Origin of the sequence: Paraburkholderia sp. GAS82, from assembly GCF_050436285.1 — a bacterium.
Classification (GTDB): domain Bacteria; phylum Pseudomonadota; class Gammaproteobacteria; order Burkholderiales; family Burkholderiaceae; genus Paraburkholderia; species Paraburkholderia phenazinium_B.
Genome location: NZ_JBNDLX010000006.1, coordinates 453599 through 477930, shown reverse-complemented (window position 1 = coordinate 477930; position 24332 = coordinate 453599). Strand labels below are relative to the sequence as shown.

17 protein-coding genes are annotated in these 24332 nt (G+C 62.3%); 7 read left to right on the top strand and 10 right to left on the bottom strand.

The features are described from left to right. Positions 1 to 26: 26 nt before the first annotated feature. The 4 genes from P3T17_RS21350 to P3T17_RS21335 form a co-directional block, all read right to left on the bottom strand. Complete coding sequence (locus tag P3T17_RS21350; RefSeq protein ID WP_429408794.1) at positions 27 to 974, bottom strand: transglutaminase family protein; 948 nt, start codon at positions 972 to 974, stop codon at positions 27 to 29. A gap of 392 nt (positions 975 to 1366) precedes the next feature. Then, positions 1367 to 2779 carry an HdeD family acid-resistance protein gene (locus tag P3T17_RS21345; protein ID WP_429408859.1) on the bottom strand — a complete coding sequence of 471 codons (1413 nt, stop codon included), beginning with the start codon at positions 2777 to 2779 and terminating at the stop codon, positions 1367 to 1369. Positions 2780 to 2943: 164 nt separating this feature from the next. Beyond that, positions 2944 to 4071: an OpgC domain-containing protein gene (locus tag P3T17_RS21340; protein ID WP_429408793.1), complete on the bottom strand. Its 1128-nt coding sequence runs from the start codon at positions 4069 to 4071 to the stop codon at positions 2944 to 2946. A gap of 537 nt (positions 4072 to 4608) precedes the next feature. Then, positions 4609 to 5532, bottom strand: coding sequence for a recombination-associated protein RdgC (locus P3T17_RS21335; protein ID WP_074266154.1), 924 nt, complete (start codon positions 5530 to 5532; stop codon positions 4609 to 4611). A 384-nt stretch (positions 5533 to 5916) separates the two neighbouring features. Here P3T17_RS21335 and P3T17_RS21330 point away from each other — a divergent pair, with 384 nt between their 5' ends. The 4 genes from P3T17_RS21330 to P3T17_RS21315 all read left to right on the top strand — a co-directional run bounded on the left by P3T17_RS21330 (position 5917) and on the right by P3T17_RS21315 (position 9354). Continuing rightward, positions 5917 to 6075 (top strand): hypothetical protein, encoded by a 159-nt coding sequence (locus P3T17_RS21330; RefSeq protein WP_167379393.1) that lies wholly within the window; start codon positions 5917 to 5919, stop codon positions 6073 to 6075. 136 nt (positions 6076 to 6211) lie between these two features. Then, entirely contained in the window at positions 6212 to 6505 is a 294-nt protein-coding gene (locus P3T17_RS21325) for a hypothetical protein (RefSeq protein WP_074265378.1), read from the top strand. Between the two features lie 424 nt (positions 6506 to 6929). Continuing rightward, complete coding sequence (locus tag P3T17_RS21320; protein WP_429408792.1) at positions 6930 to 8186, top strand: O-antigen ligase family protein; 1257 nt, start codon at positions 6930 to 6932, stop codon at positions 8184 to 8186. 157 nt (positions 8187 to 8343) lie between these two features. Then, positions 8344 to 9354: a glycosyltransferase gene (locus P3T17_RS21315; RefSeq protein ID WP_429408791.1), complete on the top strand. Its 1011-nt coding sequence runs from the start codon at positions 8344 to 8346 to the stop codon at positions 9352 to 9354. Between the two features lie 37 nt (positions 9355 to 9391). On the opposite strand, the gene P3T17_RS21310 is transcribed toward P3T17_RS21315, so the two are convergent. Continuing rightward, positions 9392 to 10483: a glycosyltransferase family 4 protein gene (locus tag P3T17_RS21310; protein WP_429408858.1), complete on the bottom strand. Its 1092-nt coding sequence runs from the start codon at positions 10481 to 10483 to the stop codon at positions 9392 to 9394. A gap of 11 nt (positions 10484 to 10494) precedes the next feature. After that, positions 10495 to 12291 (bottom strand): lipid A export permease/ATP-binding protein MsbA, encoded by a 1797-nt coding sequence (gene msbA / locus P3T17_RS21305; RefSeq protein ID WP_074266156.1) that lies wholly within the window; start codon positions 12289 to 12291, stop codon positions 10495 to 10497. A 243-nt stretch (positions 12292 to 12534) separates the two neighbouring features. Here msbA and P3T17_RS21300 point away from each other — a divergent pair, with 243 nt between their 5' ends. Next, a complete protein-coding gene (locus tag P3T17_RS21300) occupies positions 12535 to 13293 on the top strand; it encodes a glycosyltransferase family 2 protein (protein ID WP_429408790.1) in 759 nt (252 codons plus the stop codon). 120 nt (positions 13294 to 13413) lie between these two features. On the opposite strand, the gene dnaE is transcribed toward P3T17_RS21300, so the two are convergent. Further along, a complete protein-coding gene (gene dnaE, locus P3T17_RS21295; protein WP_429408857.1) occupies positions 13414 to 16998 on the bottom strand; it encodes a DNA polymerase III subunit alpha in 3585 nt (1194 codons plus the stop codon). 349 nt (positions 16999 to 17347) lie between these two features. On the opposite strand from dnaE, the gene P3T17_RS21290 reads away from it, so the two are divergent. Together P3T17_RS21290 and gluQRS are read left to right on the top strand one after the other, a co-directional pair. After that, the gene (locus tag P3T17_RS21290) at positions 17348 to 18211 is read left to right on the top strand and encodes a sulfurtransferase (RefSeq protein WP_074265381.1); all 864 of its coding nucleotides are present in this window, start codon (positions 17348 to 17350) and stop codon (positions 18209 to 18211) included. Between the two features lie 36 nt (positions 18212 to 18247). Then, positions 18248 to 19189 (top strand): tRNA glutamyl-Q(34) synthetase GluQRS, encoded by a 942-nt coding sequence (gene gluQRS / locus P3T17_RS21285; RefSeq protein ID WP_429408789.1) that lies wholly within the window; start codon positions 18248 to 18250, stop codon positions 19187 to 19189. On the opposite strand, the gene P3T17_RS21280 is transcribed toward gluQRS, so the two are convergent. From P3T17_RS21280 to P3T17_RS21270, 3 genes are all read right to left on the bottom strand, one after another. Beyond that, on the bottom strand, positions 19176 to 20645 hold the full coding sequence (locus P3T17_RS21280) for a DEAD/DEAH box helicase (RefSeq protein WP_429408788.1): 1470 nt from the start codon (positions 20643 to 20645) through the stop codon (positions 19176 to 19178). The two genes, gluQRS and P3T17_RS21280, sit on opposite strands and share 14 nt — an antisense overlap. Positions 20646 to 21054: 409 nt before the next feature. Further along, positions 21055 to 22491 carry an aldehyde dehydrogenase family protein gene (locus P3T17_RS21275; RefSeq protein ID WP_429408787.1) on the bottom strand — a complete coding sequence of 479 codons (1437 nt, stop codon included), beginning with the start codon at positions 22489 to 22491 and terminating at the stop codon, positions 21055 to 21057. Positions 22492 to 22586: 95 nt separating this feature from the next. Beyond that, the gene (locus tag P3T17_RS21270; protein ID WP_074265385.1) at positions 22587 to 24239 is read right to left on the bottom strand and encodes an acetolactate synthase large subunit; all 1653 of its coding nucleotides are present in this window, start codon (positions 24237 to 24239) and stop codon (positions 22587 to 22589) included. Between the last annotated feature and the right edge of the window lie 93 nt (positions 24240 to 24332).

Sequence of the window (24332 nt, the reverse complement as noted above, 5' to 3'; positions counted from 1 at the left end):
CCCCATCCTCGCCTCAAATAAAACCGTCAGACATCTTCAGTCACGCACACGTCGACCTGCAGGCCACGGAATGAATGCGCTGCGCCGTGCCAGGTGCCCCACAACGGGAGCGCCTGATAGTAGTTCCAGGCTACCGCCACGCGAATCAGATGGCGATTGCCGATGATGCTGTTGGTCGGATCGAAATCGACCCAGCCCGCACCCGGCAGGTAAATCTGCAGCCACGCATGCGTCGCGCCGCCGCCCAGCGTTGTGTCGAATTCGGGTACGAAGATGTAGCCGCTCACAAAGCGCGCGGCGAGCCCCAGCGAGCGCACCGCGTCCATCATCAGCACCGCAAAGTCGCGGCAACTGCCGCTGCGGTGGCGCAACGTATCGGCGGGACGGTACACGCCCTTTTCCGCACGCCGTACGTAGCGAAAACCGCTCTTGATCTCCTGCGTCATGGCCCGCAGCATCGTCATCGTGGAGGTGGGTCCACGTTTGGCCAGAAAGCGGCGCGCCCAGACATTCACTTCGTCGTCCGGATATTGCCGGCTGCGCGCATTCACGAGATCCGACGCTTCCTCATTCGTGTACGCAAAGGGCCACGTAGCAGCGTACGGTTCAAGCGCGTAATCGGGAAGCGGCGACTCGTAGTGTTCGAGCGTGACCTGGCTATCGAATTGCAGCTCGGACGCCTCGCCGGAAAAATTGGCGATCGCCACAGAATTGTCGAATACATCGTGAAGCCAGTGCAGTCGCGAGGGCGTCGGGGTGATGACAAGCTGGGTGGCGACGACGCGCACATCGTGACCCGAGCGTGGCCGGAACATCATCCGGTGTTCGCCGAAGCGCACCGGTTCGGAGTAACGGTAGACGCTCACGTGCCGCACGCTCAGACGTTGCGGCTCGGTCGTCTTGCCGACCTCCTTTATCAACTCGGTAGTCACATGACCGCCCTTGAAAACCTGCTGCTGCAGGATCGGCAGCATTTGCCACCGCCGTTATGTAGCCGCGTCTAACGTTCAGGGTGGTGCACTGATTGCGCAGAAAACATGCTCCGGCCCAGCATACACCTGCCAGATTAGTTGAAAGCATTCATTTGGATGCGATTGGCCGAATCAGCTTGTGCACAGGCGCGGAGCGTCTACCTGGCAGACCTGACACCGTCGGTGAATCGCGCCGCCAATGCGGCTCGCATCGTTATGGGGCGGCGCGTCCCGTGTGGAAGACCCAGGAGTTATCAACAGAAAACGTTTATAAATCTGTTGATAACTCGCCAGGGAAATCGGTAAGTCTTTGATGTGTTTCGACTTTACCGGGTAACACTGAATCCGGTCAGAATACCTGCGCTGTCAGGGCGTGTTTGCGCCCCGCTGGACGCCTACACACCCCGTCCTGCGGTGTCTGTACGCTCGCCCTCGTGCATGCTCGACGCCGCTTTCTGCTCCTGCGCCCATTGCCGCCGCGAGCGGTACATCTTGCCCAGCGCGAGACGCGCCATCTTGACCCAGCCGGATGGCCGCGGGTCTGCCAGCATACTGAGGGCGCGCGCGTAGTCGAGCGTGAGACCGGGGGTCCATGCCATCGTCGCGGCCCGTTTGCGCACCTGCGCAGCGACCCACAATTCGGGCGTGCTGATCACCCTCAGAAACGGCTTCCATCCGTCGTGACGTCCCCAGACACGCGCGGACGCGCCTTCGATCGCCGCTTCCAGAGCACGCGAAACCGTGCTGGAGCAATTGCGGTACGTGAGGTTGTAGGTCGTATCCTGCCGGTAGGTTTCCCAGAAGCGCCGCAGCCGCTCAGGATCGTAGTTGCGGATGCGCACCTGGGTGGTCGATTCGCACCATGCCTTCGATTCAGTCCCGTAGTCCGGCTGGAACAGACCCGGTACGTCGTTCTCGCGGGTGGCGCGCAAGAGCCGCGAGAACTCGTCCGGCGAGCGGTCGATCTCTACGCCAGGATAGAGGCTGATATAGATCCCTTCGGGCGACTCGAGCGCCGCGTGGCCGGTCGAGATGACGCCGTTGCGGTCCACCGCGGCGATGTAGCGGTCGATGATTGGCTGGCGACGCGCCTCGCCCTTCGATGACCCCACCGGCGTCCACACATGCACGGTCAGCGCGGGTTCATCTGCAGCCGGGGGGCCGTCCCATTCCACCGCCGCCGGGGCCGCCTGCTGCGACGCGGCGGTCGCGCTGGCGGCTTGCGCAGCGTCATCGGCTGCGACGGCAGGATTCGTCGACAGCCGCCGCACGCGCGAGGCCAGCAGGATCATGTTCCAGCCGCCGAACATCAGCCCAAGGCCGAGGCAGTACGGCACGGTGCCCACGTAGTGCGTCGGGAACGGCTGATAGAAGAAAACGGCGAGCGCGATTTCGATCGCCCCACCTGCCACTGCCAGCCGCCAGGTTCGATAACGCACGACGCGTGCGGAGATGATCTGCAACAGGCCATCGGTCAGAAACAGCGTGCCGAAGATCATCGACAGGATGAAATTACCGTGGTGATGGCCGGCGAGAATCAGAAGCGCGGCCACGCAAAACGTAAGGCCCTTCACGTAACGCAGCGTGCGCTGGCCGCCCATGCCGGTCCATGCGACCGCGAGCGTGGCGAGACCCTCGAGCAGGAACAGGCAGGCGAACGGCGTGATCGGGAAGTAGAGCGCACTGTCGAGCGCATCGACGAAGACCGCGATGCCGATTGCGACGCTGATCCAGCCTGCCGTCGTCAGAGCGCGCCAGCGGGTGCGCAGATAATCGACCCCTAGCAGGATCATCACCAGCCGAACCATCGTCAGTCTCCGCGTGCCAGCGCCGTGATCGAGCGTTGTCACGCGGGAAGCTGCGCGGCAACGTGCCTTTCAGCGTTATATATCACGCTTGCGGCATGCCGCAATGGGATTGCGCCGGAGTACGAAGAAGTTGCGGGTGGCCTGCCCGCTTGTGAGAGGCCAGGTTAGCCGTCGCGCCGGCCTGCCTGGACCGGCACTGCCCTGCCGCGGATCGGCGCGGGACGCGCGCGCAGCGCCTTCCATTTTTTCGCCGCGGCCGCAAGCACTAGCAGCACACCGATCGCGACCACATCGCCTGCGAGTCCGTTCAGCCAGGCGGGGCCACGCGCCATCCGCACGGCCGTATCCACGACGATCGAGACCACCGTGCCGCCGACAAAACACACGAGCCCCTGCTTGCCCACCGTGACGACCGCCGGCAGCCGCTCGGCGATCCGGCGTATCACCTGCATGCGGACCGCCTGCGCCATCAGCCATGCAATGACGACAAAGCTCACCACGCGCACCGCGGCGAGATTCTGCTTCATGTAACCGGGCGTGGCCTGAGTCTCGAGGCACACCTTGACGAACGCAAAGGTCAGCGCGACGGCAAGTGCCGCATAGGTCAGCCAGCGCCCCGCCTTCGAAACCTGAAATTCATTCGACACCGGATGCAGACGGCACAGTATTCCGAGCATGAACATCAGTTGCCATGCAAACGGATTGAACGCCCATCCCCCCGGATCGCTGCTTGGCAAAGCGCGCGCCAGCCATGTGGACGCGAGCCACACTGCGAGACTCATGCCCAGCGCCGCAGCGGGCCGACGATTCGCCAACGGCACCGAGAGTGGCACACACAGTGCAAACAGCGTGTACATCGGCAAGACCGAAGACAGGAACGGCTGGTGACGTAAGGTGACGACACCGAGCAACGTGCCGACCGGGTGATGCAGCACATCGCTCCATCCCGTCTCCTGCACCACTGGCGAATCGATGCGCCACAACATGAGCGCGGCGCCCGCCAGCAGCATCAGCGCCGCCGTGAATAGATAAGCGCGATAAATCTCCCACGCCCGCACGACAAAGCGCCGCTGCGCAGCGTGTTCGCTACGGTACGTGGCGACGTTCGTATAAGCGGCCGCTGACGCATAGCCGCCAAGAAACACGAAGACTTCGGCCGCATCGCAGTACGCATAGTTGTGCAGCATGAAACGTGAGAGAACGCTGCCCTGAATATGATCGAGAGCGATGACGATCAAAACGACTCCGCGCAGGAAGTCGATTTCGAGCGATCGCCGGACGGGCGAATTCATCAACGACAACTCCGTTTTCGGTTCGGCCGCAATCTGCAAGACTTGCCGGCGCGAATGGGTGAGAGACTGGCCGTTACTGCGGATACCGTCTGGTACGACTCAACGCTATGCCACGCACTCCCGTAATTCAATTACGGCTTCCCACAGCGATTTTTCTGCGCGTTACGCTGCGGATGCCGTTAGCGTCAAAAGGCCGTCAAAAGCCGCATCGTCCCAGTGCGACATGAGGGTGTCTGGGCAGTTCCCCTGGAGATTGCGTCGGGATATTTCATGCAGTCTGCATGCGGACGTGGCGATGCATCGCGCGACACGGGCGCGATGCATCGTCAGATTTCGGGAGGGCCTGGAGACAGGCTAGAACAGCCTGTCTATCGAAGTGTGTGAGGCAGACAGAGCGAATTGGCGGCGCGGAAGAAATTCTGTATTTCCCGCTCCGCCGCCGCGCGAGTGACACCTGGTTACAAAATAAAATCGGCGAAATTCACGAGACTTTCGACCGGCTTGCGCTGTACTTTCATCTTGCAGCACACGCCGGTTTCAAGCCGCTGCGGCCTGCAAGATGGCATCACCCTGCTCGCCGCCCAACACTTCGACGATGTCGGCAAACATGCGCGCGAGTTCGCCTGTCATCAGCGTCATATCCGAGTCGAATTGCTCGTCGTCATTCTGCGCGGTGGGGTCGCTTGCGTCCTTGATCACGTCGAGCGGCGTGATGCGCTTGATGGTCAGCGACGGTGTGAGGACAAATGAAACGCGGTCGTCCCATGTCATGGCAAGACGCATGCATTGCTTGCCCGCTTCGATATGACGACGCATGTCCTCGACATCCAGCGCATGCCCAACGTAGCGCACGGTTGCATTGCCTTGCGCGGCGGACCGCAACTCCGTGTCCTGATCGAGCGTGAAACCGGCCGGCGCATCGCCGGACAACAGCCATTCCGTCATCGCCGCCACCGGCGACTGTGCAACACGCACGCTCGAGAGCGGCAGCTGATCGATTGACTTGACCAGCAGGCCGAGCACATCGTCGGCGACAGCTTGCGAAGCGGCGTCGATCACGAGCCAGCCGTGCACCGTGTCGATCCAGACGCGCGTATCGCGTCGGATGCTGAACGCCCGCGGCAGGAGTTCATCCGTGACCTGCTCCTTCAGTTCGCGCATCTGCTTGCGGCCGAGCTTGAAGCCCTGCTGCTCTTCGACTTCAAGCGCGCGAGCCTTGGTCACCTGGTTGACCACCGACGCGGGAAGCAATTTCTTTTCGGTGCGAAACACCAGCAGCATTTGCCGATTGATCGAGTAGACGAGCGAGTCGTTATCGCGCGGCGAGGCCCATCCCTGCGTTTGCATTTCGACGCTACTGCCCGGCTGGAACGCATGCGGCGCGAGCCACTTTTCCATCTGCTCGGGATTGACGGACCACGGAACGGGAAGGCGATGAAGCTGAAGGTTTTTGAACCACATGGGCGTACAGGCAAAGCGCACCATTCTATACGACACTGCTCCAGTGAGGGACCACAATGCGTGTGCAAACGATGCATGGGATGCCGGGGTAAAGATTTCAGATTCACATTGATTCGGATAACTATGTACTTTCCGGTTGCAGAACATCGAGGCTCTGGTCAGGCGATAGATTTGCTGGAATTCCATCTCCACCTCGTCAAGGACGGCTGCGTCGTCGAAAACTAATGTCTGAAGCGCTACCTCCTGGCGCAGTTCAGACGACAGATCAGACACCTGGGCGCTGTCGAACAGTAAAAAGTCCTGCAACGCCGGGCCACGGTCCCTTCGGTTTTCGCCCAAATAACCTAGACTTTTAAGATGCAGTGGAACTGGATGGAGGCTGCCATGGCGGAATCGATGGTCAGCATCGTAGTGGGACTGGTTGTCATCATCACGGGGATCGTGATCCTGAGTTCGCATCACCGGCGCGAGTTGCACAAAACGCGTCCGCCGACGCGGCTCGACGGCCAGCGGCTCTGGGACCGGATGCGGCACCGGCACTGACCCCGGTCGCCGCCATCCCAAACGACGCGGCAGCGGCCGCGCCCCAGCAGCGGCCGGCGTGGCGGCTTTCAAGCCGCCAATCGCAACCGCACGCGCCGACATGCTCCCTGCGCGCGCGGCCAGAACGGAGGCAACCATGTCTGAAGAAATCCACGGCTGGCAAATGCTCGAATACGAGGGCTTCGAAATCCACCTGTCACCGCGCCCCAAACAGTCCGGCGAGAGCCGTTTTACCTACATGGGCTACGTTTGCCATCCTGGCGCGGATCCGGCCATCCCCGGTCATGTAGTGCCGTTCCATGCGGACGGCGAAGAGTGGTTCGCCAGCATGGAAGAAGCGCGCTACGAGGCCGTGCATACGGGACGCAGCATCGTCGACGGGACGCATCCGGACCTGTCGGTACTGTCGTTGGTGACGGGCGGCGTCTAGCGCGGCGGGGCCACAAGCACGGCAAAGATTCCCCGCGCCGTAAGAAATCGAAATGAATAGCGATCAGGCCCTCGGGAACCCACCAACCACCACCTCATGCGCGACCAGGCCGCCATGCTCAGAAAGCCCCGGCATGCGCAGCCGATCTGCTGTGATGGCCGGGAACTCGCGCCAGCCTTGGCTCTGCGCCGGTTGGGCCCGGCCATTCGAAGTGTTTCCGGCCCGATCGGGACCATTTCGCACCCTGCGAACGCCTCCATGCCTATTCCGCCGCGAGGCCGTACGCCCCCGGCCACAAGGCGCAGTCGAGTTCCCCGCGCGGTTATAATCGCCATCGCCCTGCCGTCTTGAAAAGGAGTGCTCCGAGCCTCCGGCCATGCATTCGGCGAACTGGAACGGTAGCGTTCATAAGAATTCACAGCCTATGATTTTTGCTCCCAGTCTGATCTGGCTCAGCACAGCCTTGCTATTTTTTGCCCCCGCCGTGAACCTCGTATGGCGCGGCGGCACCGGCTACGGTTTCTTCGGACTCGTCGCGCTGTCGCTGGGAGCCGCCGTCGCCAACAAACGCACTCCGGATTATTTCAAGGGATTACGCACCTATAACTGGTACACCTTGGGCATGCTCGCGTTTCTGGTCGCGATCATGTTCCAGCAACTGGTGATGCACTACTGGTTGCCACGCCAGTTCGACGCACTGTCGCGCTTCACGTTCGCACTACCGCTATTTTTGCTGCTGCGCCAGTTTCCGTCGCGCAACCTGCGGGCCATCGGCTGGGGTTGCGCAGCGGGCGCCATCGCCGTGGGCGCCTGGGCTCTGATCGCGCAGCCGCAGGGCGGCTGGACCGATGCGAGCCGCGCCAGCAATGCCTACACGAACGCGATCCCGTTCGGCGACACCGCCTTGCTGCTCGCTTTCCTGTCCGTCTTTACGCTGGGTTGGGACGGCCCGCGCGACTGGCGGATGCTCGCGGTCAAGCTCCTTGCGCTGGTCGGCGGCGGCTATGCCTCTTACCTGTCCGGCTCGCGCGGCGGCTGGATTACGATTCCCATTTTTGCGATCCTGCTCGGCTGCCAGTTCCACTGGTTCGTGCACAAGAAGCGCCTGTGGGTTGCGGCGCTCGCCATCGTGGTATGCACCGCTGCGCTGCTTTCGACTGAACGCGTCGAGCGGCGGCTCGAAGATGCCACCACCGATTTCTCCGCGCTGCATCATGGCGACGAAAACACCTCCGTCGGCTTGCGCCTGCAGTTGTGGCAGGCCTCGTTCCGACTGTTCACAGAGCATCCTGTGTACGGCGTCGGCAAGGGCAAACTGGAGCGGGCGCTCGGCGACCTCGCCGCGCACGGTCAGGCCAGAACCGAGATCGTCAACGAGCGCGCCCACAGCGATTTCTTCTCGACCATCGCCGAAACAGGCGCTATCGGCGCGGTCTGCCTGCTGATTTTCTATTTCGGCCTGACCGTCCATTTCTGGCGCGAGCGGCGCAACCAGGATTCTACGATTCGGGCTGCTGCCTATTCCGGACTAGCGGTGTCGTTCAGTACGATCGTGTTCGGCCTGACGATCGACGTGCTGGTGCCCGTCATGGTCACGTCGCTGCTCGCGCTGCTAAGTGCTGCGTTTCTGGCCGTCATCGACGCGCGCAAACGCGAGCTGTCGCATCCTGCAGTCCGGTAGGTAGGTGAGTAGTTAAAACGAGATGCTTTTTCAAGATAAAGCATCTCGTTTATAGTGCTGTGCACGCCAGAATGGCGAACTGGGGCAGCGGCAATCAGAATGCCTGGCCAGAGTCCAACAACGATTAGAATCTAGCCGAGCCAACTCAGCCCGCGCCATGAACAACAGCGTCCAGCCCTCCCCGTCTGCCGTAGCGGCCAAACCGCTAGCTTCAGTGCTACTGATCGCTTACAACCAGGAAACACTGGTTGGCGACGCAGTGCGCAGCGTGCTTGCGCAGACTTACGAACCGCTGGAACTCATCATCTCCGACGACGCTTCGAGCGACGGCACCTTCGCCGCGATCGAGGCTGCCGTACGCGGCTATAACGGACCGCACAAGGTCATCACGCGCCGTAACACGAGCAACGAAGGCATCAGTGCGCACCTGTCGCGGCTCGCCGGGATGGCCCATGGTGAATTGCTGTTCGTTGCCGCAGGTGATGATATGTCCGCCCCGAACCGCTGCGAACGGGTGGTCGAGTACTGGCTTGCACAGGATCGCCGCCCGGACCTGATCGCCACCGATCTCGCCGACATGGACGAAACCGGCGCCGTCCACGAGCGGATGGAGCCGACCGATCTCGGCACGTATCGGAGCTTCGACGACTGGGCTGCCGAACGGCCCTGGCTGGTGGGTGCAGCGCATACATGGACGCGCCGGCTGTTCGAGCGTTTCGGACCGATGATGCCCGGCACGGCTGCCGAAGATCAGGTGATGACCTTTCGTGCCATCGTCTCCGGTGGAGCGCTAAGCCTGCGTGAACCGCTGGTGTGGTACCGGCGCGGCGGCCTGTCGGGCAAGCGGCGGTATCGGACGGTGGCAGAACTGGTGGGACGATTGCGCCAGGGCAACGGCTTCGCACTAGTTGAAGTGAAGCAGCTGCAGCACGACGCTGAAATTGCCGGACTCGGCGACAGAATGCGCGCCGTTCTAGCGCCGAAACTCGCGCGCGAACAGTTCATTCATTCGATGTTCAGCGCTCGCGGGATCGGCGAGCGCCTCACGCTGATCGCCGCCAGCCACAACGTCAAACTGGGGCTGCGGATCCGGATGCTGCTCTACAGTACCTTTCCGGGTGTCTACGCGCCGACGCTCTGGATCAAGCGGCTCAGGCGAGCACGCTAAGGCGGCAGGCTTGCCGCCTGTGTCCGCGTTCTCTCGCTCAGCGACGCTCGACTATCTGTGTGGCTAGCCCCAGCAGCGCGTCGACGTGACTCGCAACGCTTGCGTCGTAGAGCACCGCTTCACGTGCGACATCCGCCGGAGCTGCGGCCGCCGTGGGCGACGTTGCGCCGCTGGAGAGCCGAGGCCCAATAGCACGTTCGAGGGTGGCGCGCAGATCGGCGAGATCATCCGGCGCGAAGACGAATTTCGCATGCGACGCGATCGCATCGCAGCAGCCGATACTCGACGGAAAGATCACCGGCGTGCCGCACATCGCCGATTCGACTCCCACCAGTCCGAACGGCTCGTACTTCGACGCGAGGATTGTAAAGTCGGCGGCCCGATAACCGTCCTCGATTTCCTTCACATAGCCGATGTAGCGCACCCGCTCCGAGGTGCGCGCGGGCGGCCGGCCTGCGACGGCAAGAACCACCGGCAGCGTCGTCCCTTCCAGCGCCGCTTCGATAAGCGGCAAGCCCTTGCGCTCGTGACTGCTCGACGGGAATAGCAACACGATCTCGTGATCCGCGAAGCCGAACTTGCGCCGTAGCGCGCCGCGCTGCTCACTATCTACCGGCTTGAAGCGAGCGCCGTCGACCGGCGGGTAAAGCACGCGAACCTTCGCCTCCGCGACGCCATACAGCTCGCGCAGTTCGTCGCGCATCAGATTCGAGTGAGCGACAACGAAGCTCGCCTGTTCGTACTGCTTGCGCTCGAGTGCGATCTGCCAGGTATCGGAGCGTTTTTGCACGCGACCAGTCGCACGCAAAAACCCGAGATGAGTGCCGCCGCAGATCGCAATTTCCGAAGAGTCGACCCGGTTGCAGCCGATCAGCACGTCGACTTTGGCCGCGCGCCGCGCCCGGCGCAAACGCCATGAAAACCAGTAATCGCGCAGCTTGCCGGGGAGCAAGGACACCTTGATGCGATGCGTCTCGACCATGCGGCTTTCCGGCACCGACATATCGAAGCGCCGAGCAAAAAACGCCGGCGTCATGCCTCGCGCGGCAAAGCCGCGCACCAGATCCATCGCATAACGCTCGAGCCCGCCGCTGTGTTTCAGCGCATTGCTGGAAAGTCCGATTTTCATCATTCAGCGCATCAGGCCGCGTTCTGCTGAAACTGGATGCGGTGCAGATGCGCGTACAGCCCGTCTTGCTCGAGCAGTTCGCGATGACTGCCGCGCTCGACGATGCGTCCGGCTTCCAGCACCAGAATCCGGTCGGCACGCTCGATGGTGGACAGACGGTGTGCGATGACGAGCGTGGTGCGCCCCTTCATTAGCGTTTCCAGCGCGGCCTGCACATGGCGTTCCGATTCCGAATCGAGCGCCGAGGTGGCTTCGTCGAGGATCAGGATCGGAGCGTCCTTGTAGATGGCGCGTGCGATCGCCAGACGCTGACGCTGACCGCCCGAGAGCATCAGGCCGTTGTCGCCGACCAGCGTCTCGGTGCCCTTCGGCATGGATTGGACGGTATCCCACAGGTTCGCCGCCTGCAGCGCCGCTTTCACCTTCTCGGGATCTGCCGTCTGGCCGTAAGCGACGTTGTGCGCGATCGTGTCGTTGAACAGCACGACATCCTGGCTAACCATGGCAATCTGGCTGCGCAGCGCGTGAATGCCGTACTCCGGCAAAGCGACACCGTCGACCAGAATCTCGCCGTCCGTCGGATCGAAGAAACGCGGCAGCAGGTTGACGAGCGTGGTCTTGCCGCTGCCCGAGGGGCCCGCCAATGCCACCATCTCGCCCGGCGCGACCTTGAACGACACACGGTCGAGGGTCTGTCGTTCGTGCGTACTGGTGGCGCCATAGTTGAACGAGACGTCGCGGAACTCGACTTCGCCCGATGCGTGATCAAGCGGCTTGCCGCCGCCCTGCGGCTCGGACGGTTCGTCGATCAGACCGAAGATCAGTTCGGCAGCGGTCATGCCGCGTTGCAGCGGCTGATTGACGTCCATCAGATGCTTGAGCGGCGAGACAATCAGGAGCATCGCCGTAATAAAACCAACGAAGCCACCCACCGTGGTTCCGCCATGCGCCGATTGCACGACCGCAATCGTGACTACCACCGCCAGCGCAATCGACACCAAAAACTGGGTAAGCGGCTGGGCGAGTCCACCCGACGCAATCATGCGCAGCGAGTAACCTCGCAGGCGACGACTCATTTGGGCAAAGCGATCCATCTCGTACTGCTCGCCATTGTGCACCTTGACCACCTTGTAGCCGCCCACCGTCTCCTCGACGATGTACGACAACTCATTGGTGAACATCTGGTTTTCGCGATTGAGCCGGCGCAGCTTCCGGTTGATCTTGCCGATCACCCAGCCGATTACCGGCAGCATCACCGCGACAATCAACGTCAGTTTCCAGTCGAGCCAGAACAGATAGCCGAGCAGGTACAGGACCGTCAGCGAATCGCGCACCAGCGTAATCAGCACGCCCAACAGCACGTTGAGAATCTGGTTGACCTCAAACACGATTGCGTTGATGACGGTACTTGCCGTCTCGCGTTGAAAGAACCCGACGCTCGTGTGAACCAGCCGCTCGAACATTTCCAGGCGCAAGCGTAGCAGGACCGTATTCGAGATGTACGCGATCAGGTACCCCGACGCGTATTGGGAAACGCCCCGCACCACCGCGAGCACGAGAATACCAAGCGGCACCATCCATACCAGGCCATGCACGGCATTCGGGCCGAAGCCCTTGTCCAGCAGCGGCTTGAGCATCATGGGAATCAGCGCGTCAGTGCCGGCGCTGACAGCCATGGCGACAATCGCACCAATCAGGGTCCAAAGGACCGGCTTGATATACGGCCAAAGCCGGCTCAGTAAGGCGGCAGGCGATGTGACATCTCCTGATCCACCGATGACTTTGCTTAACGTGGGCTTCGCGCTCAAGGAATCCTCTGAAAAGGCGAACAAGGCATCCGCCCGGTGGGCGAATCCTGAATACCGCATTGTAAACGGTTGGGCGAACTGGATACCTGGGGCCGTTGTGCCCCGGTGACACCAGACCGGTAGTGGTTCTTACGGTTTGTTCCGTGCGGGCTCAAGGTGAGTGCCAAGGGCGTGAGACGTCGGTGCGCTGTGTATACTTCCCCGACGCATTTTGCCCATCCGCCCCCTCTCTGCTAATCAGGCATGAAAGAAACCACCCTCGGCGTCGCCATCATCACCAAAAACGCGGCGGCGCGCCTGGCCGAGTGCCTCGCCGCCGTGGCGTTCGCCGACGCGATCGTCGTGATCGACGGCGGCAGCACCGACGGCACCGTCGAGATTGCCCGCGCACACGGCGCCCGCGTACTGCAGGAACCCGACTGGCCGGGCTTCGGGCCGCAGAAGAACCGCGCGCTGGATGCGCTCGACACCGGCTGGATCCTCTCCATCGACGCCGACGAAATCGTCACGCCCGAGCTCGCTGCGGCGATCCGCGCCGCAATCGACGCGCCGTCCGCGCAGGTTTACGCGGTGGACCGCCTCTCGAGCTTCTGCGGACACTGGATCAGGCATAGCGGCTGGTATCCGGACTGGATCCCGCGCCTCTTCAGACGCGGCGCCGCGCGCTTCTCCGACGACCTCGTGCATGAACGGCTAGTGTTCGATACGCCGGCACAACGCCTGACCGGCAAGTTGATGCACTACTCGTACGAAGACTTCGAAACCGTGCTGCGCAAGCTCGATACCTATTCGACAGCGGGCGCGCAACAACGCCACGCCGCAGGCAAAGGCGGCAGCTTTGGCAAGGCGCTTGCGCGCGGTGCGTGGGCATTCGTGCGCACCTACGTGCTGCGGCGCGGCTTTCTGGACGGACGTGCCGGCTTCATGATCGCGATGTTCAACGCGGAAACGGTGTACTACCGGTTTCTGAAGCTCGCACGCCTGGGCGCGCGGGAGCGGTAGGCGTACGTCATGGCTTTCACGCGAGTGCCTGGCGCTACCGGTGTTTCTCGCGGGTTTTGATGCGCCCGGCGCGCGCCAGGTGCCGCTAGCGAGCCCGCGCGGAAGCGCGAGCCGCGTCGGTCAGTAGACGATCTCGATCGAACTTCCAGCGAACTCGCCACGCAGCGCCGCGAGCAGTTCGTCCGTGGGCTTGACGCGCCACGCGTCGCCGAGGCGTACTTCGCCCTCGGCATTCTCGCTGCGATAGACGATCTGCACCGCTAATCCGTTCGGGATGTGTACCGGCTGACGTTGGCGGCCGCCATCACCGCCGTAGCCGCCACCGTTGCGGCCGCCACCACCACCGAAACCGCCGCCGCGCGATGGCGTCGCGGGTGCCTGCGCGGTCTGCGGCTCATCAGCCCCCGCGCTGTGTGCTTCCAGCACGCGACGCAGCGCGAGCGCATCGGCGTTGCCGTTCATCTGCACCTTGACCGCCTCTGCATAGCGGCAACGCGCACGGCCGAGGTCCATCACGGTTTCAACGGTGAAGCGGATGCCGCCGGTGAATGCGTCGTTGCGCGCCTGGCCTTGCACCACCAGCAATTCGTCTTCCTTGAACAGCTGCTTGTGCGCTTCGAAGGTCTCGTTGAAGACCGTCACTTCGCATTGACCGGTGCCGTCATCGAGCAGTGCAATCAGCATCTTGCCGCGCTGGGTCATCTGCGTGCGCAGCGACGCAATCACGCCGGCGATCAGCTTGTCGCGCCCTTCCTTCAGCTCGCCGATTTTCTGGCGCGCGAAGCGGCGCACTTCGTCCTTGTAGGCGTCGAAAAGGTGGCCCGACAGATAGAAACCGAGCGCACCCTTCTCTTCCTGCAGTTTCTTCTTTTCCGCCCATTCGGGCTCGTCGACAAGCTCATGACCTTGCGACGGCGCGTCGCCCATGTCGAACAGGCCTGCCTGCATCGCATTAGCGCTGGCTTGATCGGCGGCTTCCATGGCCAGCGACACCGATGCGATCAACTGCGCGCGATTCGCATGCAGCGCGTCGAACGCCCCGGCGCGGATCAGCGCTTCCACCGTCCGACGGTTGACGATACGACGGTCGATGCGGTTGCAAAAATCGAACAGGTCGATGAACGGCCCTTCTTCGCGCGCCCGCAGAATTTCTTCAATCGCGTTCTGACCGCTGCCCTTGATAGCGCCCAGACCATAACGGATCGTCTTCGAACGCTTGCCGTCTGCTTCCGCAACCGGCTCGAAGCGATACGCCGACAGATTGATGTCCGGCGGCAAAACGGCCATCTTGTTCGTGATGCAGTCTTCGAACAGTATCTTGACCTTGTCGGTATCGTCCATGGCGAGCGACATATTCGCTGCCATGAATTCGGCCGGATGGTGCGCCTTGAGCCACGCGGTGTGATACGCGAGCAGTGCATAGGCCGCCGCGTGCGACTTGTTGAAGCCGTAGCCGGCGAACTTCTCCATCAAGTCGAAGATTTCGTCGGCTTTCTCGCCCGTCAGGCCGTTCTTCGCTGCACCTTCGCGGAACAACGCGCGGTGCTCGGCCATTTCCTCGGCCTTCTTCTTACCCATCGCGCGACGCAGCAAGTCAGCGCCACCGAGCGAATAGCCGCCGATGATCTGCGCCATCTGCATCACCTGCTCCTGATAGACCATGATGCCGTAGGTCTCTTTCAGAACAGGTTCGACGCGCGGGTCCGGATACTCCACCACTTCACGGCCGTGCTTGCGCGCGCAAAAGCTAGGGATCAGGTCCATCGGGCCCGGACGGTAGAGCGCCACCAGCGCGATGATGTCCTCGAAGCGGTCAGGTTGCGCGTCTTTCAGCATGCCTTGCATGCCGCGGCTTTCCAGCTGGAACACGGCGACCGTGTTGGCCTTCTTGAGGATCGAGAACGACGCCGGATCGTCGAGCGGCACCTGCGCGAGCGACCAGTCCTGCTTCGACGGATCGAGCCTGCGGATATAGCGCTCGGCCCAGTCGAGGATCGTCAGCGTGGTGAGACCCAAAAAGTCGAACTTGACGAGGCCGACCGCTTCCACGTCGTCCTTGTCGTACTGGCTCACGACACCGCTCTCGTCGCCCTGCGTGTAGAGCGGGCAGAAGTCAGTGAGCTTGCCGGGCGCGATCAGCACCCCGCCCGCGTGCATGCCGACGTTACGCGTCAAGCCTTCCACGCGCTGCGCGAGTTCGATCAGCTGATGCACTTCGTCTTCGTTGTCGAAGCGCTCCTGCAGCAGCGGCTCTTCCTTCATCGCGTCGGCAATCGTGACGTGCTTGCCGGGTTTGAACGGAATCAGCTTGGCGATACCGTCGGTGAACATGTAGCCGAGATCGAGCACCCGGCCGATGTCGCGCACGGCTGCCTTCGCCGCCATCGTGCCGAAGGTGGCGATCTGCGACACCGCGTCCGCGCCGTACTTTTCCTTCACGTACTGGATGACGCGATCGCGCCCGTGCTGACAGAAGTCAATGTCGAAGTCAGGCATCGACACCCGTTCCGGATTCAGGAAACGTTCGAACAGCAGGTTGTAGCGCAGCGGATCGAGGTCGGTCACGCCGAGCGCATAGGCGACCAGCGAGCCCGCGCCCGAACCCCGGCCCGGCCCAACCGGCACGCCATTGTTCTTGGCCCAGTTAATGAAGTCCGCCACGATCAGGAAGTAGCCTGGGAAGCCCATCTTGATGATCGTGCCGCACTCGAATTCGAGGCGGTTGTAGTACGTCTCGCGCTGTGCCTCGCGATCCGCCTCGTTCGGATACAACTGCTCGAGGCGCTTTTCCAGCCCTTCCTTCGAGAGGTGCACAAGGTAGTCGTCGAGCGACATGCCGTCCGGCGTCGGGAACAGCGGCAGCTTCGGCTTGCCGAGTTCGAGCGTCAGGTTGCAGCGGCGCGCAATCTCAACGGTGTTGGCAAGCGCCGACGGAATATCCGCGAACAACGCTGCCATTTCCTCTTGCGTGCGGAAATACTGCTCGGTCGTGAAGCGCTTCTGGCGACGCGGATTCGCAAGCATGTCGCCTTCCGAAATACACACGCGCGCTTCGTGCGCGGTGAAGTCGTCGGGCGTCATGAACTGCAGCGGGTGAGTGGCGACTACCGGCAGCTTGAGCGACGCCGCTAGCGTCACTGCCTGCTGCACGTAGGCGTCGCCGCCAGGCTGACCGCAGCGTTGCAACTCGATATAGAAACCGTTCGGAAAAACCTTGGCCCAGTGTTGCGCGTTGCGCCGCGCCGCATCTTCGTTACCGGCCGCGAGCGCCATACCGATATCGCCCTGCTGCGCGCCGGACAGCGCCAGCAGCCCTTCACCGAGCCCGGTTTCGAGCCAGCCGGCCTCGACCTCGGCGCGACCGCGATACTGATTGGTGAGCCACGCCTTGGTGAGCAACTCGCACAGGTTCAGATAGCCGCGCTTGTCTTTAACCAGAAGCAGCAGGCGCGAGGGCTTGTCGCGATCATCCGGATTGGTTATCCAGACATCACAGCCGGCAATGGGTTTGACCCCTTTGCCGCGCGCTTCCTTGTAGAAACGGACGAGGCCAAAGGCGTTGCCGAGGTCGGTGAGCGCGAGCGCCCCCTGACCGTCTTTGGCCGCGGCCGCGACGATGTCGTCAAGGCGCACGATGCCGTCGGCAATCGAGAATTCGGAGTGAACGCGGAGATGAACGAAGCGAGGATCTGACATGGGCGTTATTGTAACTCCACCCTCCCGAAGATTTGAGAGCAAACAGACGCGTTAGCCATCCGGCCAGGGGAGACCACTGCGCGACCCGCGATCACGGTAGCGCCAGCCGTTGACCGGCTCCGCGAGCCACCGGCGCGACGCCATTTGCAAGGCGTAAAACGCGATCTACCCGGCACAATTCAACCGTGCCTTGCGCTGCCGCAACCGGATAGCCATTCGGCCGACTCGGGCAACCCGGCCGCTTGAGGGATAATACGGGTTTCGCCCAATTTGCCGTGGCCGCGCCACGCACGCAGCCTTCCACGGCCGCACGTGCGTTTGCAGCGCCGCCGGGCCACTTTTTTACCGCTGGACCATCATGAGCATCGTCAATCTCGCCGCCTACCAGTTTGAGACCCTCGAAGCGACTGCCGAGTGGCGCCCGCTCGTCACTGAGCGGTGCAACGCACTGGGCCTGCGCGGCACCATCCTGCTCGCACCCGAGGGCATCAACCTGTTCGTCGCAGGCACACCGGAAGCCGCGCAGGGGTTTATCGACTACATCCGCCACGATCCGCTATTCGAGGGCAAGTTCGCGAAGCTGCAGTTCAAGGAGAGCCTGTCCGAGAAGCAGCCGTTCCGCCGCATGCTGGTGAAACTGAAGCGCGAGATCATCACCATGAAGAAACCAGCAATCCGGCCGGAACTGGGCCGCGCGCCGTCCGTGGACGCACCCACGCTGAAGGCCTGGCTCGACCGTGGCCATGACGACGAAGGCCGGCCAGTAGTAATGCTGGACACTCGCAACGCGTTCGAAGTGGATGTCGGCACATTCGATGACGCGCTCGACTACCGCATCCACAAATTCAGCGAGTTTCCGGCGGTGATCGAACAGAACCGCGCCGACCTGGAAGGCAAGACGGTAGTGTCCTTCTGCACCGGCGGGATTCGTTGCGAGAAGGCGGCGATCCACATGAAGGAAGTGGGCATCGAAAACGTGTACCAACTCGAGGGCGGCATCCTCAAGTATTTCGAGGAAGTGGGCGGTGCGCATTACCACGGCGAGTGTTTCGTGTTCGACTACCGCACCGCTCTCGATCCCGAGCTGAAGCCGACAGCGACGGCGCAATGCTTTGGCTGCCGCGCAGTGGTGAGTCCAGAGGCTCAACAATCGCCGCTGTACGTCCCGGGCAAGACGTGTCCCGAATGCCATCCGGATCGGAACGCTGTGCGCGCAGCCTGACAGGCACGAAAACGGCACCGGACCGAGAACCCGAACATGAGTTACCGCGGCCGTTTTGCCCCCTCCCCCACTGGACCACTGCATTTTGGCTCGCTCGTAAGCGCTCTTGCGAGCTGGCTGGATGCACGCGCGCACAATGGCGTATGGCTGGTGAGAATCGAGGACATCGACGGACCGCGCACGGTACCCGGCGCAGCCGAGGACATCCTGAAGACTCTCGACCAGTTCGGCCTGCATGCGGACGAACCGCCCATCTGGCAAAGCGAGCGCACGGAACGCTACCAGCAGGCGCTGGACCAACTGCGGGCCGCCGGCCTTGTGTATCCATGCGGCTGCACACGCAAAGAGATCAGCGATTCGCTGCTGAACGCCCACGCCCGCAACACCACACTTGCCTACCCTGGCACATGCCGCAACGGCCTGCACGGCAAACCCGCGCGTGCGTGGCGGTTGCGCGTGCCGGATGGGGATGATGAGACGCATGCGGGAGAGGACGCGGCGGGGAACCCCGCAAGACGTACTGAAAGAGGCTCCGCGACGATCATATTCGACGACCGCTGGCAGGATTGTCAGACGCAGAATCTGGCGACTGAGGTAGGCGACTTCGTGTTGCGACGCGCGGATGACCAGTGGGCATATCAACTGGCGGTGGTAGTGGATGACGCGGACGCGGGCATTACGCACATCGTGCGAGGCGCAGACTTGTTAGACTCGACGGCACGTCAGATCTACCTGCAACGTTGCCTGGGTGTGCCGACACCGTCCTACCTGCACGTCCCTGTGGTAACGAATCGCGAAGGCGAGAAATTAAGCAAGCAAAATGGGGCGACGGCGTTGGACACAAGCCGTCCGTTGGACGCGCTGCGCGCGGCAGCGGCGCATTTAGGGCTGGATATGGGCAACGAGCGCCACGAATCGCTGGAAGCGTTCTATGACGCCGCGACAACGGCCTGGGCGAGACTCCTTAAGAAGAAGTAGTCCGCCTCGGCATCCCAAACCCACCCAACAACGCAGCCAACGGCTGCTTCGAAACCGGCTTCTGCGCGGCAGCAACGTCATCCGCCTCATCAATCTTCCGACTAGCGGAAGGCGAAGGCTCATACGGCTTGGAAAAGAAGTCGTCAACAGGCTGTTGCCGATGATGATGCGGCCGCTCAAACGACGAAGCCCCCGCACCGGAACCCGCAGCCCCAGCACGACGACGCCCACCACCGCGCTCATCCCTCTCACGCCGCGGCGCGCGCTCTTCATGATGATGCCGAACAGGCACCTCAACAGTAAGCCGCTGCACATCGAGCGGCCGCTTGATCAGCTTCTCGATATCAGCAAGCTGCTTGCGTTCATTCGGGCTGCACAAGGAAAGCGCATCTCCCGACGCCCCAGCACGTCCAGTGCGCCCAATCCGATGCACATAATCTTCGGCATTGAACGGCAGATCGAAGTTAATCACTGCCGGAAGCTCGACAATATCAAGCCCGCGCGCCGCGACATCAGTAGCAACCAGCGCTTCGATCTCACCGCGCTTGAACGCATCGAGAGCCTGCATCCGCTCGTTCTGCGTACGATCGCCGTGAATCGCCGTAGCCACTACCCCGTCGCGCTCGAGATTGCGCGCCAGGCGGCTAGCCCCAATCTTGCTGTTGCAAAACACGATCACCTGCTTCAAACCGCGCTCGCGAATCAGTTGCACTACAGCGCCGGTCTTATCCCCTTCGGCCACTTCATAAACCGTCTGGGTAACATTCGTCGCGGTCGAATTGCTGCGCGCCACTTCGATAGTCTGCGGATTGCGCAGATACGTCGCCGCCAGCTTCTTGATTTCACCTGAGAACGTCGCGGAAAACAGCAGCGTCTGACGTTCCTTCGGCAGCAGATTCAGAATGCGCTGCAGATCCGGCAAGAAGCCCATATCGAGCATCCGGTCGGCTTCGTCCAGCACCAGCATCTGCACCTGACCCAGGTTGGCCGTCTTCTGCTGCACATGATCGAGCAGACGCCCGGGCGTCGCGATCAGAATCTCGACGCCGCGTCGCAGCTGATCCGACTGCGGATTCATATCGACGCCACCGAACACCACAGCGCTACGCAGCGCCGTATGTTTAGCGTACGCATGCACGTTGGCGGCAACCTGGTCGGCGAGTTCGCGAGTCGGCGTCAGAATCAGGGCACGCACCGGGTGGCGAGCCGGCGAAGCGCTGGTGCTCGCATGCGGCAGCAGACGCTGGATGATCGGCAGCGAAAAACTCGCGGTCTTGCCGGTGCCGGTTTGCGCGGCGCCCATCACATCGCGACCCGACAGGACGACGGGGATCGCCTGCTCCTGGATCGGTGTAGGCGTCGTGTAGCCCTGCTCCACAATGGCTTTCAGGATGTCGGGCGCGAGGCCAAACTGATCGAAGTTCGCGGTAGCGGGGGTGACGGCTATGTCGGACATGGTGGCTTTCGCTAAAAATGCGCCTGCGCGGGGGGCGCGGCAGCGGCCGGGGCCGCCGCGTAGGGCATCAGGATGAAGCGGAGCCACGGCGTGCCGCACGGGACCCGATCTAGTCAGGGAAGGATGCAGCCGGCTCCGGCCGACGGAAACACCCGCCGGAAAGGCCGGTATTGTAGCACTTCAGCAAAAACACTCATGGCGCATGCGCCCGCTTTCTGCTCACACCCCGGAAAACGGGGCGCAAGAGCGCCGGGAACGGCTACAAGCCCGCACAGACTAGGGCATGCAGGCGACAGTCCTGTGACAGCGCATCAAGCGGGAGCGGGCTGTGGCCGAAGCACTGCAAACGTATGACAAACGTAAGCCGGAGCGGTCGCCCCGCCGCCCTTCGGCCACTCTCACTCCCAGATCACCACGTCTCGCGCATCACCATCAACCGCAGCTCGGTCATATCCTCGATCGCGTAACGGACGCCCTCACGCCCGAGCCCGGAATCCTTGACACCGCCATAGGGCATGTTGTCCACCCGGAACGACGGCACATCGTTGATGACCACGCCGCCCACGTCCAGCCGGTCCCACGCCTGGTGCGCATGGGCGAGCGAATCGGTGAATATCCCGGCCTGCAGACCGAAGTCGCTGTCGTTGACGGTCGTGAGCGCCGCATCGAAATCGTCGAAGCGCTCCAGAATCGCCACCGGACCGAACGCCTCCTTGCGATAGAGGTCCGAATCGCGCTTCACATCCTCGAGTAGCGTCGCCTCGAACATCGCGCCTTCCACCTTGCCGCCGGCCACGATCTTGGCGCCGTCCAGCACCGCGCTCTCCATCCAGCCGGCGAGGCGCTTCGACTCCGATTCGGAAATCATCGGCCCGACGAACGTCTTCTCGTTCTTCGGATCGCCCATGATCAGCGAGCGCGTTTTCGCGATCAGCTTCTCGCGCAGCGCATCGTAGATGCTCGTGTGCACCAGAATCCGCTGCACGCCGATACAGCTTTGTCCCGACTGATAGAACGCACCGAACGCGAGCCGGTCGACCACGTAATCGAGCTTGCCGCCCTGATCGCCGTCGACGATCGCCGCTGCGTTGCCGCCCAGCTCCAGAATCACCTTCTTTTTGCCGGCTTTCCGCTTCAGTTCCCAGCCCACAGCCGGCGAACCGGTGAAGGACAGCAGCTTGAAGCGCTCGTCGGTGGTGAACAGATCCGCGCCATCGCGATGCGCCGGCAGGATCGAAAACGCGCCCTTGGGCAAATCCGTTTCCGCGAGGATCTCGCCCATGATCAGCGCGCCCACCGGCGTGCGGCTGGCCGGTTTCAGCACGAACGGCACGCCCGCGGCGAGCGCTGGCGCCACCTTGTGCGCGGTCAGGTTGAGCGGAAAATTGAACGGCGAAATAAACGAGCACGGCCCGATCGGCACGCGCTTCACATAGCCGTGATAGCCCTTCGCGCGCGGCGAAATCTCCAGATTGATGATCTCGCCGTCGATACGCACCGCTTCTTCCGCGGCAACCTTGAACGTATCGATCAGCCGCGTGACTTCGCCGCGCGAATCGTTGATCGGCTTGCCGGCTTCGATGCACAGCGCCATTGCCAGTTCGTCGTAGCGCTCGCGGAAACGGCTCACGCAGTGTTCGAGCACGGCCTGACGCTTGAACGGCGGAAACTCGCGCAGCGCCGGCAGCGCCTCCACGGCGAGACCGATGGCCTTGTCGATCGCCGCGGCGTCAGCCATGGCAACGCGGGTGGCGACCTCGCCGCTGAATTTGTCCGTGACTTCGAGATCGGTATTGGCTGCAACCGCAACATTGGCCAGGTAGTACGGGTAAGTCTTTTTCAACATGACACGTTCTCCTTGATGCGACCAGTTCCACTCCTGTTCAAGCGGGGCATGTAGCAAACGCGGTCAACGCAGCAAACCGCATGCCCCGCTCGCGCTCAGAGTTGCGCACTCAGCCGCTTGATCTCACGGTTCAGCACCCGCTCGTTGTCGGAGTAGTCGATTGGCAGGTCGATCACATGCACGCCCGGCGTCACGAAGCATTCGCGCAACAAAGGCGCAAACTCGTCCGCCGACGAAATGCGGTGCCCCTTGGCACCGTAGCTCTCGGCATAGGCCACGAAATCGGGGTTCCGCAGCGTCATCCCGTAGTCGGGAAAATTCATGTTCTCCTGCTTCCAGCGGATCATCCCGAACGCGTCGTCGCGCAGGATCAGCACCACCAGATCGAGCTTCAGACGCACCGCCGTCTCGAGCTCCTGCGAGTTCATCATGAAGCCGCCGTCGCCGCACACGGCCATCACCTTGCGATCCGGGTGCACGATCTTGGTTGCAATCGCCGACGGCAGCCCTGCGCCCATCGAGGCGAGCGCGTTGTCTAGCAGCAGCGAATTCGGCTCGTGCGCGCGGTAATAACGTGCGAACCAGATCTTGTACATGCCGTTGTCCAGACAGACGATGCCGTCGACCGGCGTCGTCTCGTAGACATCGTGGACGATCCGCACCGGGTACATCGGGAAACGGCTGTCGTTCTGACCTTTGGCCAGATGCTCCTCGAAGTGCTGCTTGATCTCCTTGAAGCGCGAAAAATCCCAATGCTCCTGACCTTCCTTCAGACTCTCTTTCAACTGCCACACCGCATTGGCAATATCGCCCACCACTTCGATCTGCGGAAAATACACCGGATCGACCTCAGCGCCGAGGAAGTTCACGTGAATCACGGTCTTTTCGTGCGAATCGGTGCCGCGCATGAAGAACGGCGGCTTCTCGATCACATCGTGGCCCACGTTGATGATGCAGTCCGCATGGTCGATGGCGCGGTGCACGAAATCGCCGTCCGAAAGCGTGGCGTTGCCGAGCCACATGGGATGCGATTCGTCGATCACGCCCTTACCCATCTGCGTCGTGAAGAACGGGATACCCGTCTGGTCGACGAACTCGCGCAGCATCTTGGTGGTGGTCTTGCGATTGCCGCCCGCGCCGATCATCAGAAGCGGATGCCTGGCGCTCGTGATCGCCTCGACCGCCCGCGCAACCGCCTTCTCTTCCGCGACCGGACGGCGGCTGAAGCTCTTGGGAATGGGCTTGCCATCGCCCTCTTCGTCGGCGACGTCCTCAGGCAACTCCAGATGCGTCGCGCCGGGGCGTTCTTCCTCGGCCTGACGGAACGCTTCGCGCACCAGCGCCGGGATATTGCCGATCGAGACGATCTGCCGTGTATACTTGGTGAGCGGCTCCATCATCCGTACCACGTCGACAATCTGGAAATGCCCCTGCTTGCTGGTCTTGATCGGCTTCTGGCCCGTGACCATCAGCATCGGCATGGCGCCTAGCTGCGCATAAGCCGCCGCGGTGACGAAGTTGGTGGCGCCCGGCCCGAGCGTCGACAGACACACCCCAGTGCGCCCTGTCAGACGCCCGTAGGTCGCAGCCATGAAACCGGCCGCCTGCTCGTGACGTGTAAGGATCAGCTTGATTTTGGAGCGGCGCAGCGACTCGAGGAGATCGAGGTTTTCTTCGCCTGGGATGCCGAAGATATATTCGACGCCTTCGGCTTCCAGCGACTTGACGAACAGATCCGATGCTTTCATTGAGAGTCTCGCTTGACGAACGAGCGCGGACGGCACGCCCACGCAGTGGGATCCGGGAACGGGTGATCGAAGACGATGACAGGCGCGGCCACG

What these genes read in the sequence shown, in the direction of transcription:
- P3T17_RS21350 (WP_429408794.1), bottom strand. Translation starts at nt 974, where the DNA reads ATGCTGCCGATCCTGCAGCAGCAGGTTTTCAAGGGCGGTCATGTGACT.
- P3T17_RS21345 (WP_429408859.1), bottom strand. Translation starts at nt 2,779, where the DNA reads ATGGTTCGGCTGGTGATGATCCTGCTAGGGGTCGATTATCTGCGCACC.
- P3T17_RS21340 (WP_429408793.1), bottom strand. Translation starts at nt 4,071, where the DNA reads ATGAATTCGCCCGTCCGGCGATCGCTCGAAATCGACTTCCTGCGCGGA.
- P3T17_RS21335 (WP_074266154.1), bottom strand. Translation starts at nt 5,532, where the DNA reads ATGTGGTTCAAAAACCTTCAGCTTCATCGCCTTCCCGTTCCGTGGTCC.
- P3T17_RS21330 (WP_167379393.1), top strand. Translation starts at nt 5,917, where the DNA reads ATGGCGGAATCGATGGTCAGCATCGTAGTGGGACTGGTTGTCATCATC.
- P3T17_RS21325 (WP_074265378.1), top strand. Translation starts at nt 6,212, where the DNA reads ATGTCTGAAGAAATCCACGGCTGGCAAATGCTCGAATACGAGGGCTTC.
- P3T17_RS21320 (WP_429408792.1), top strand. Translation starts at nt 6,930, where the DNA reads ATGATTTTTGCTCCCAGTCTGATCTGGCTCAGCACAGCCTTGCTATTT.
- P3T17_RS21315 (WP_429408791.1), top strand. Translation starts at nt 8,344, where the DNA reads ATGAACAACAGCGTCCAGCCCTCCCCGTCTGCCGTAGCGGCCAAACCG.
- P3T17_RS21310 (WP_429408858.1), bottom strand. Translation starts at nt 10,483, where the DNA reads ATGAAAATCGGACTTTCCAGCAATGCGCTGAAACACAGCGGCGGGCTC.
- P3T17_RS21300 (WP_429408790.1), top strand. Translation starts at nt 12,535, where the DNA reads ATGAAAGAAACCACCCTCGGCGTCGCCATCATCACCAAAAACGCGGCG.
- P3T17_RS21290 (WP_074265381.1), top strand. Translation starts at nt 17,348, where the DNA reads ATGAGCATCGTCAATCTCGCCGCCTACCAGTTTGAGACCCTCGAAGCG.
- gluQRS (WP_429408789.1), top strand. Translation starts at nt 18,248, where the DNA reads ATGAGTTACCGCGGCCGTTTTGCCCCCTCCCCCACTGGACCACTGCAT.
- P3T17_RS21280 (WP_429408788.1), bottom strand. Translation starts at nt 20,645, where the DNA reads ATGTCCGACATAGCCGTCACCCCCGCTACCGCGAACTTCGATCAGTTT.
- P3T17_RS21275 (WP_429408787.1), bottom strand. Translation starts at nt 22,491, where the DNA reads ATGTTGAAAAAGACTTACCCGTACTACCTGGCCAATGTTGCGGTTGCA.
- P3T17_RS21270 (WP_074265385.1), bottom strand. Translation starts at nt 24,239, where the DNA reads ATGAAAGCATCGGATCTGTTCGTCAAGTCGCTGGAAGCCGAAGGCGTC.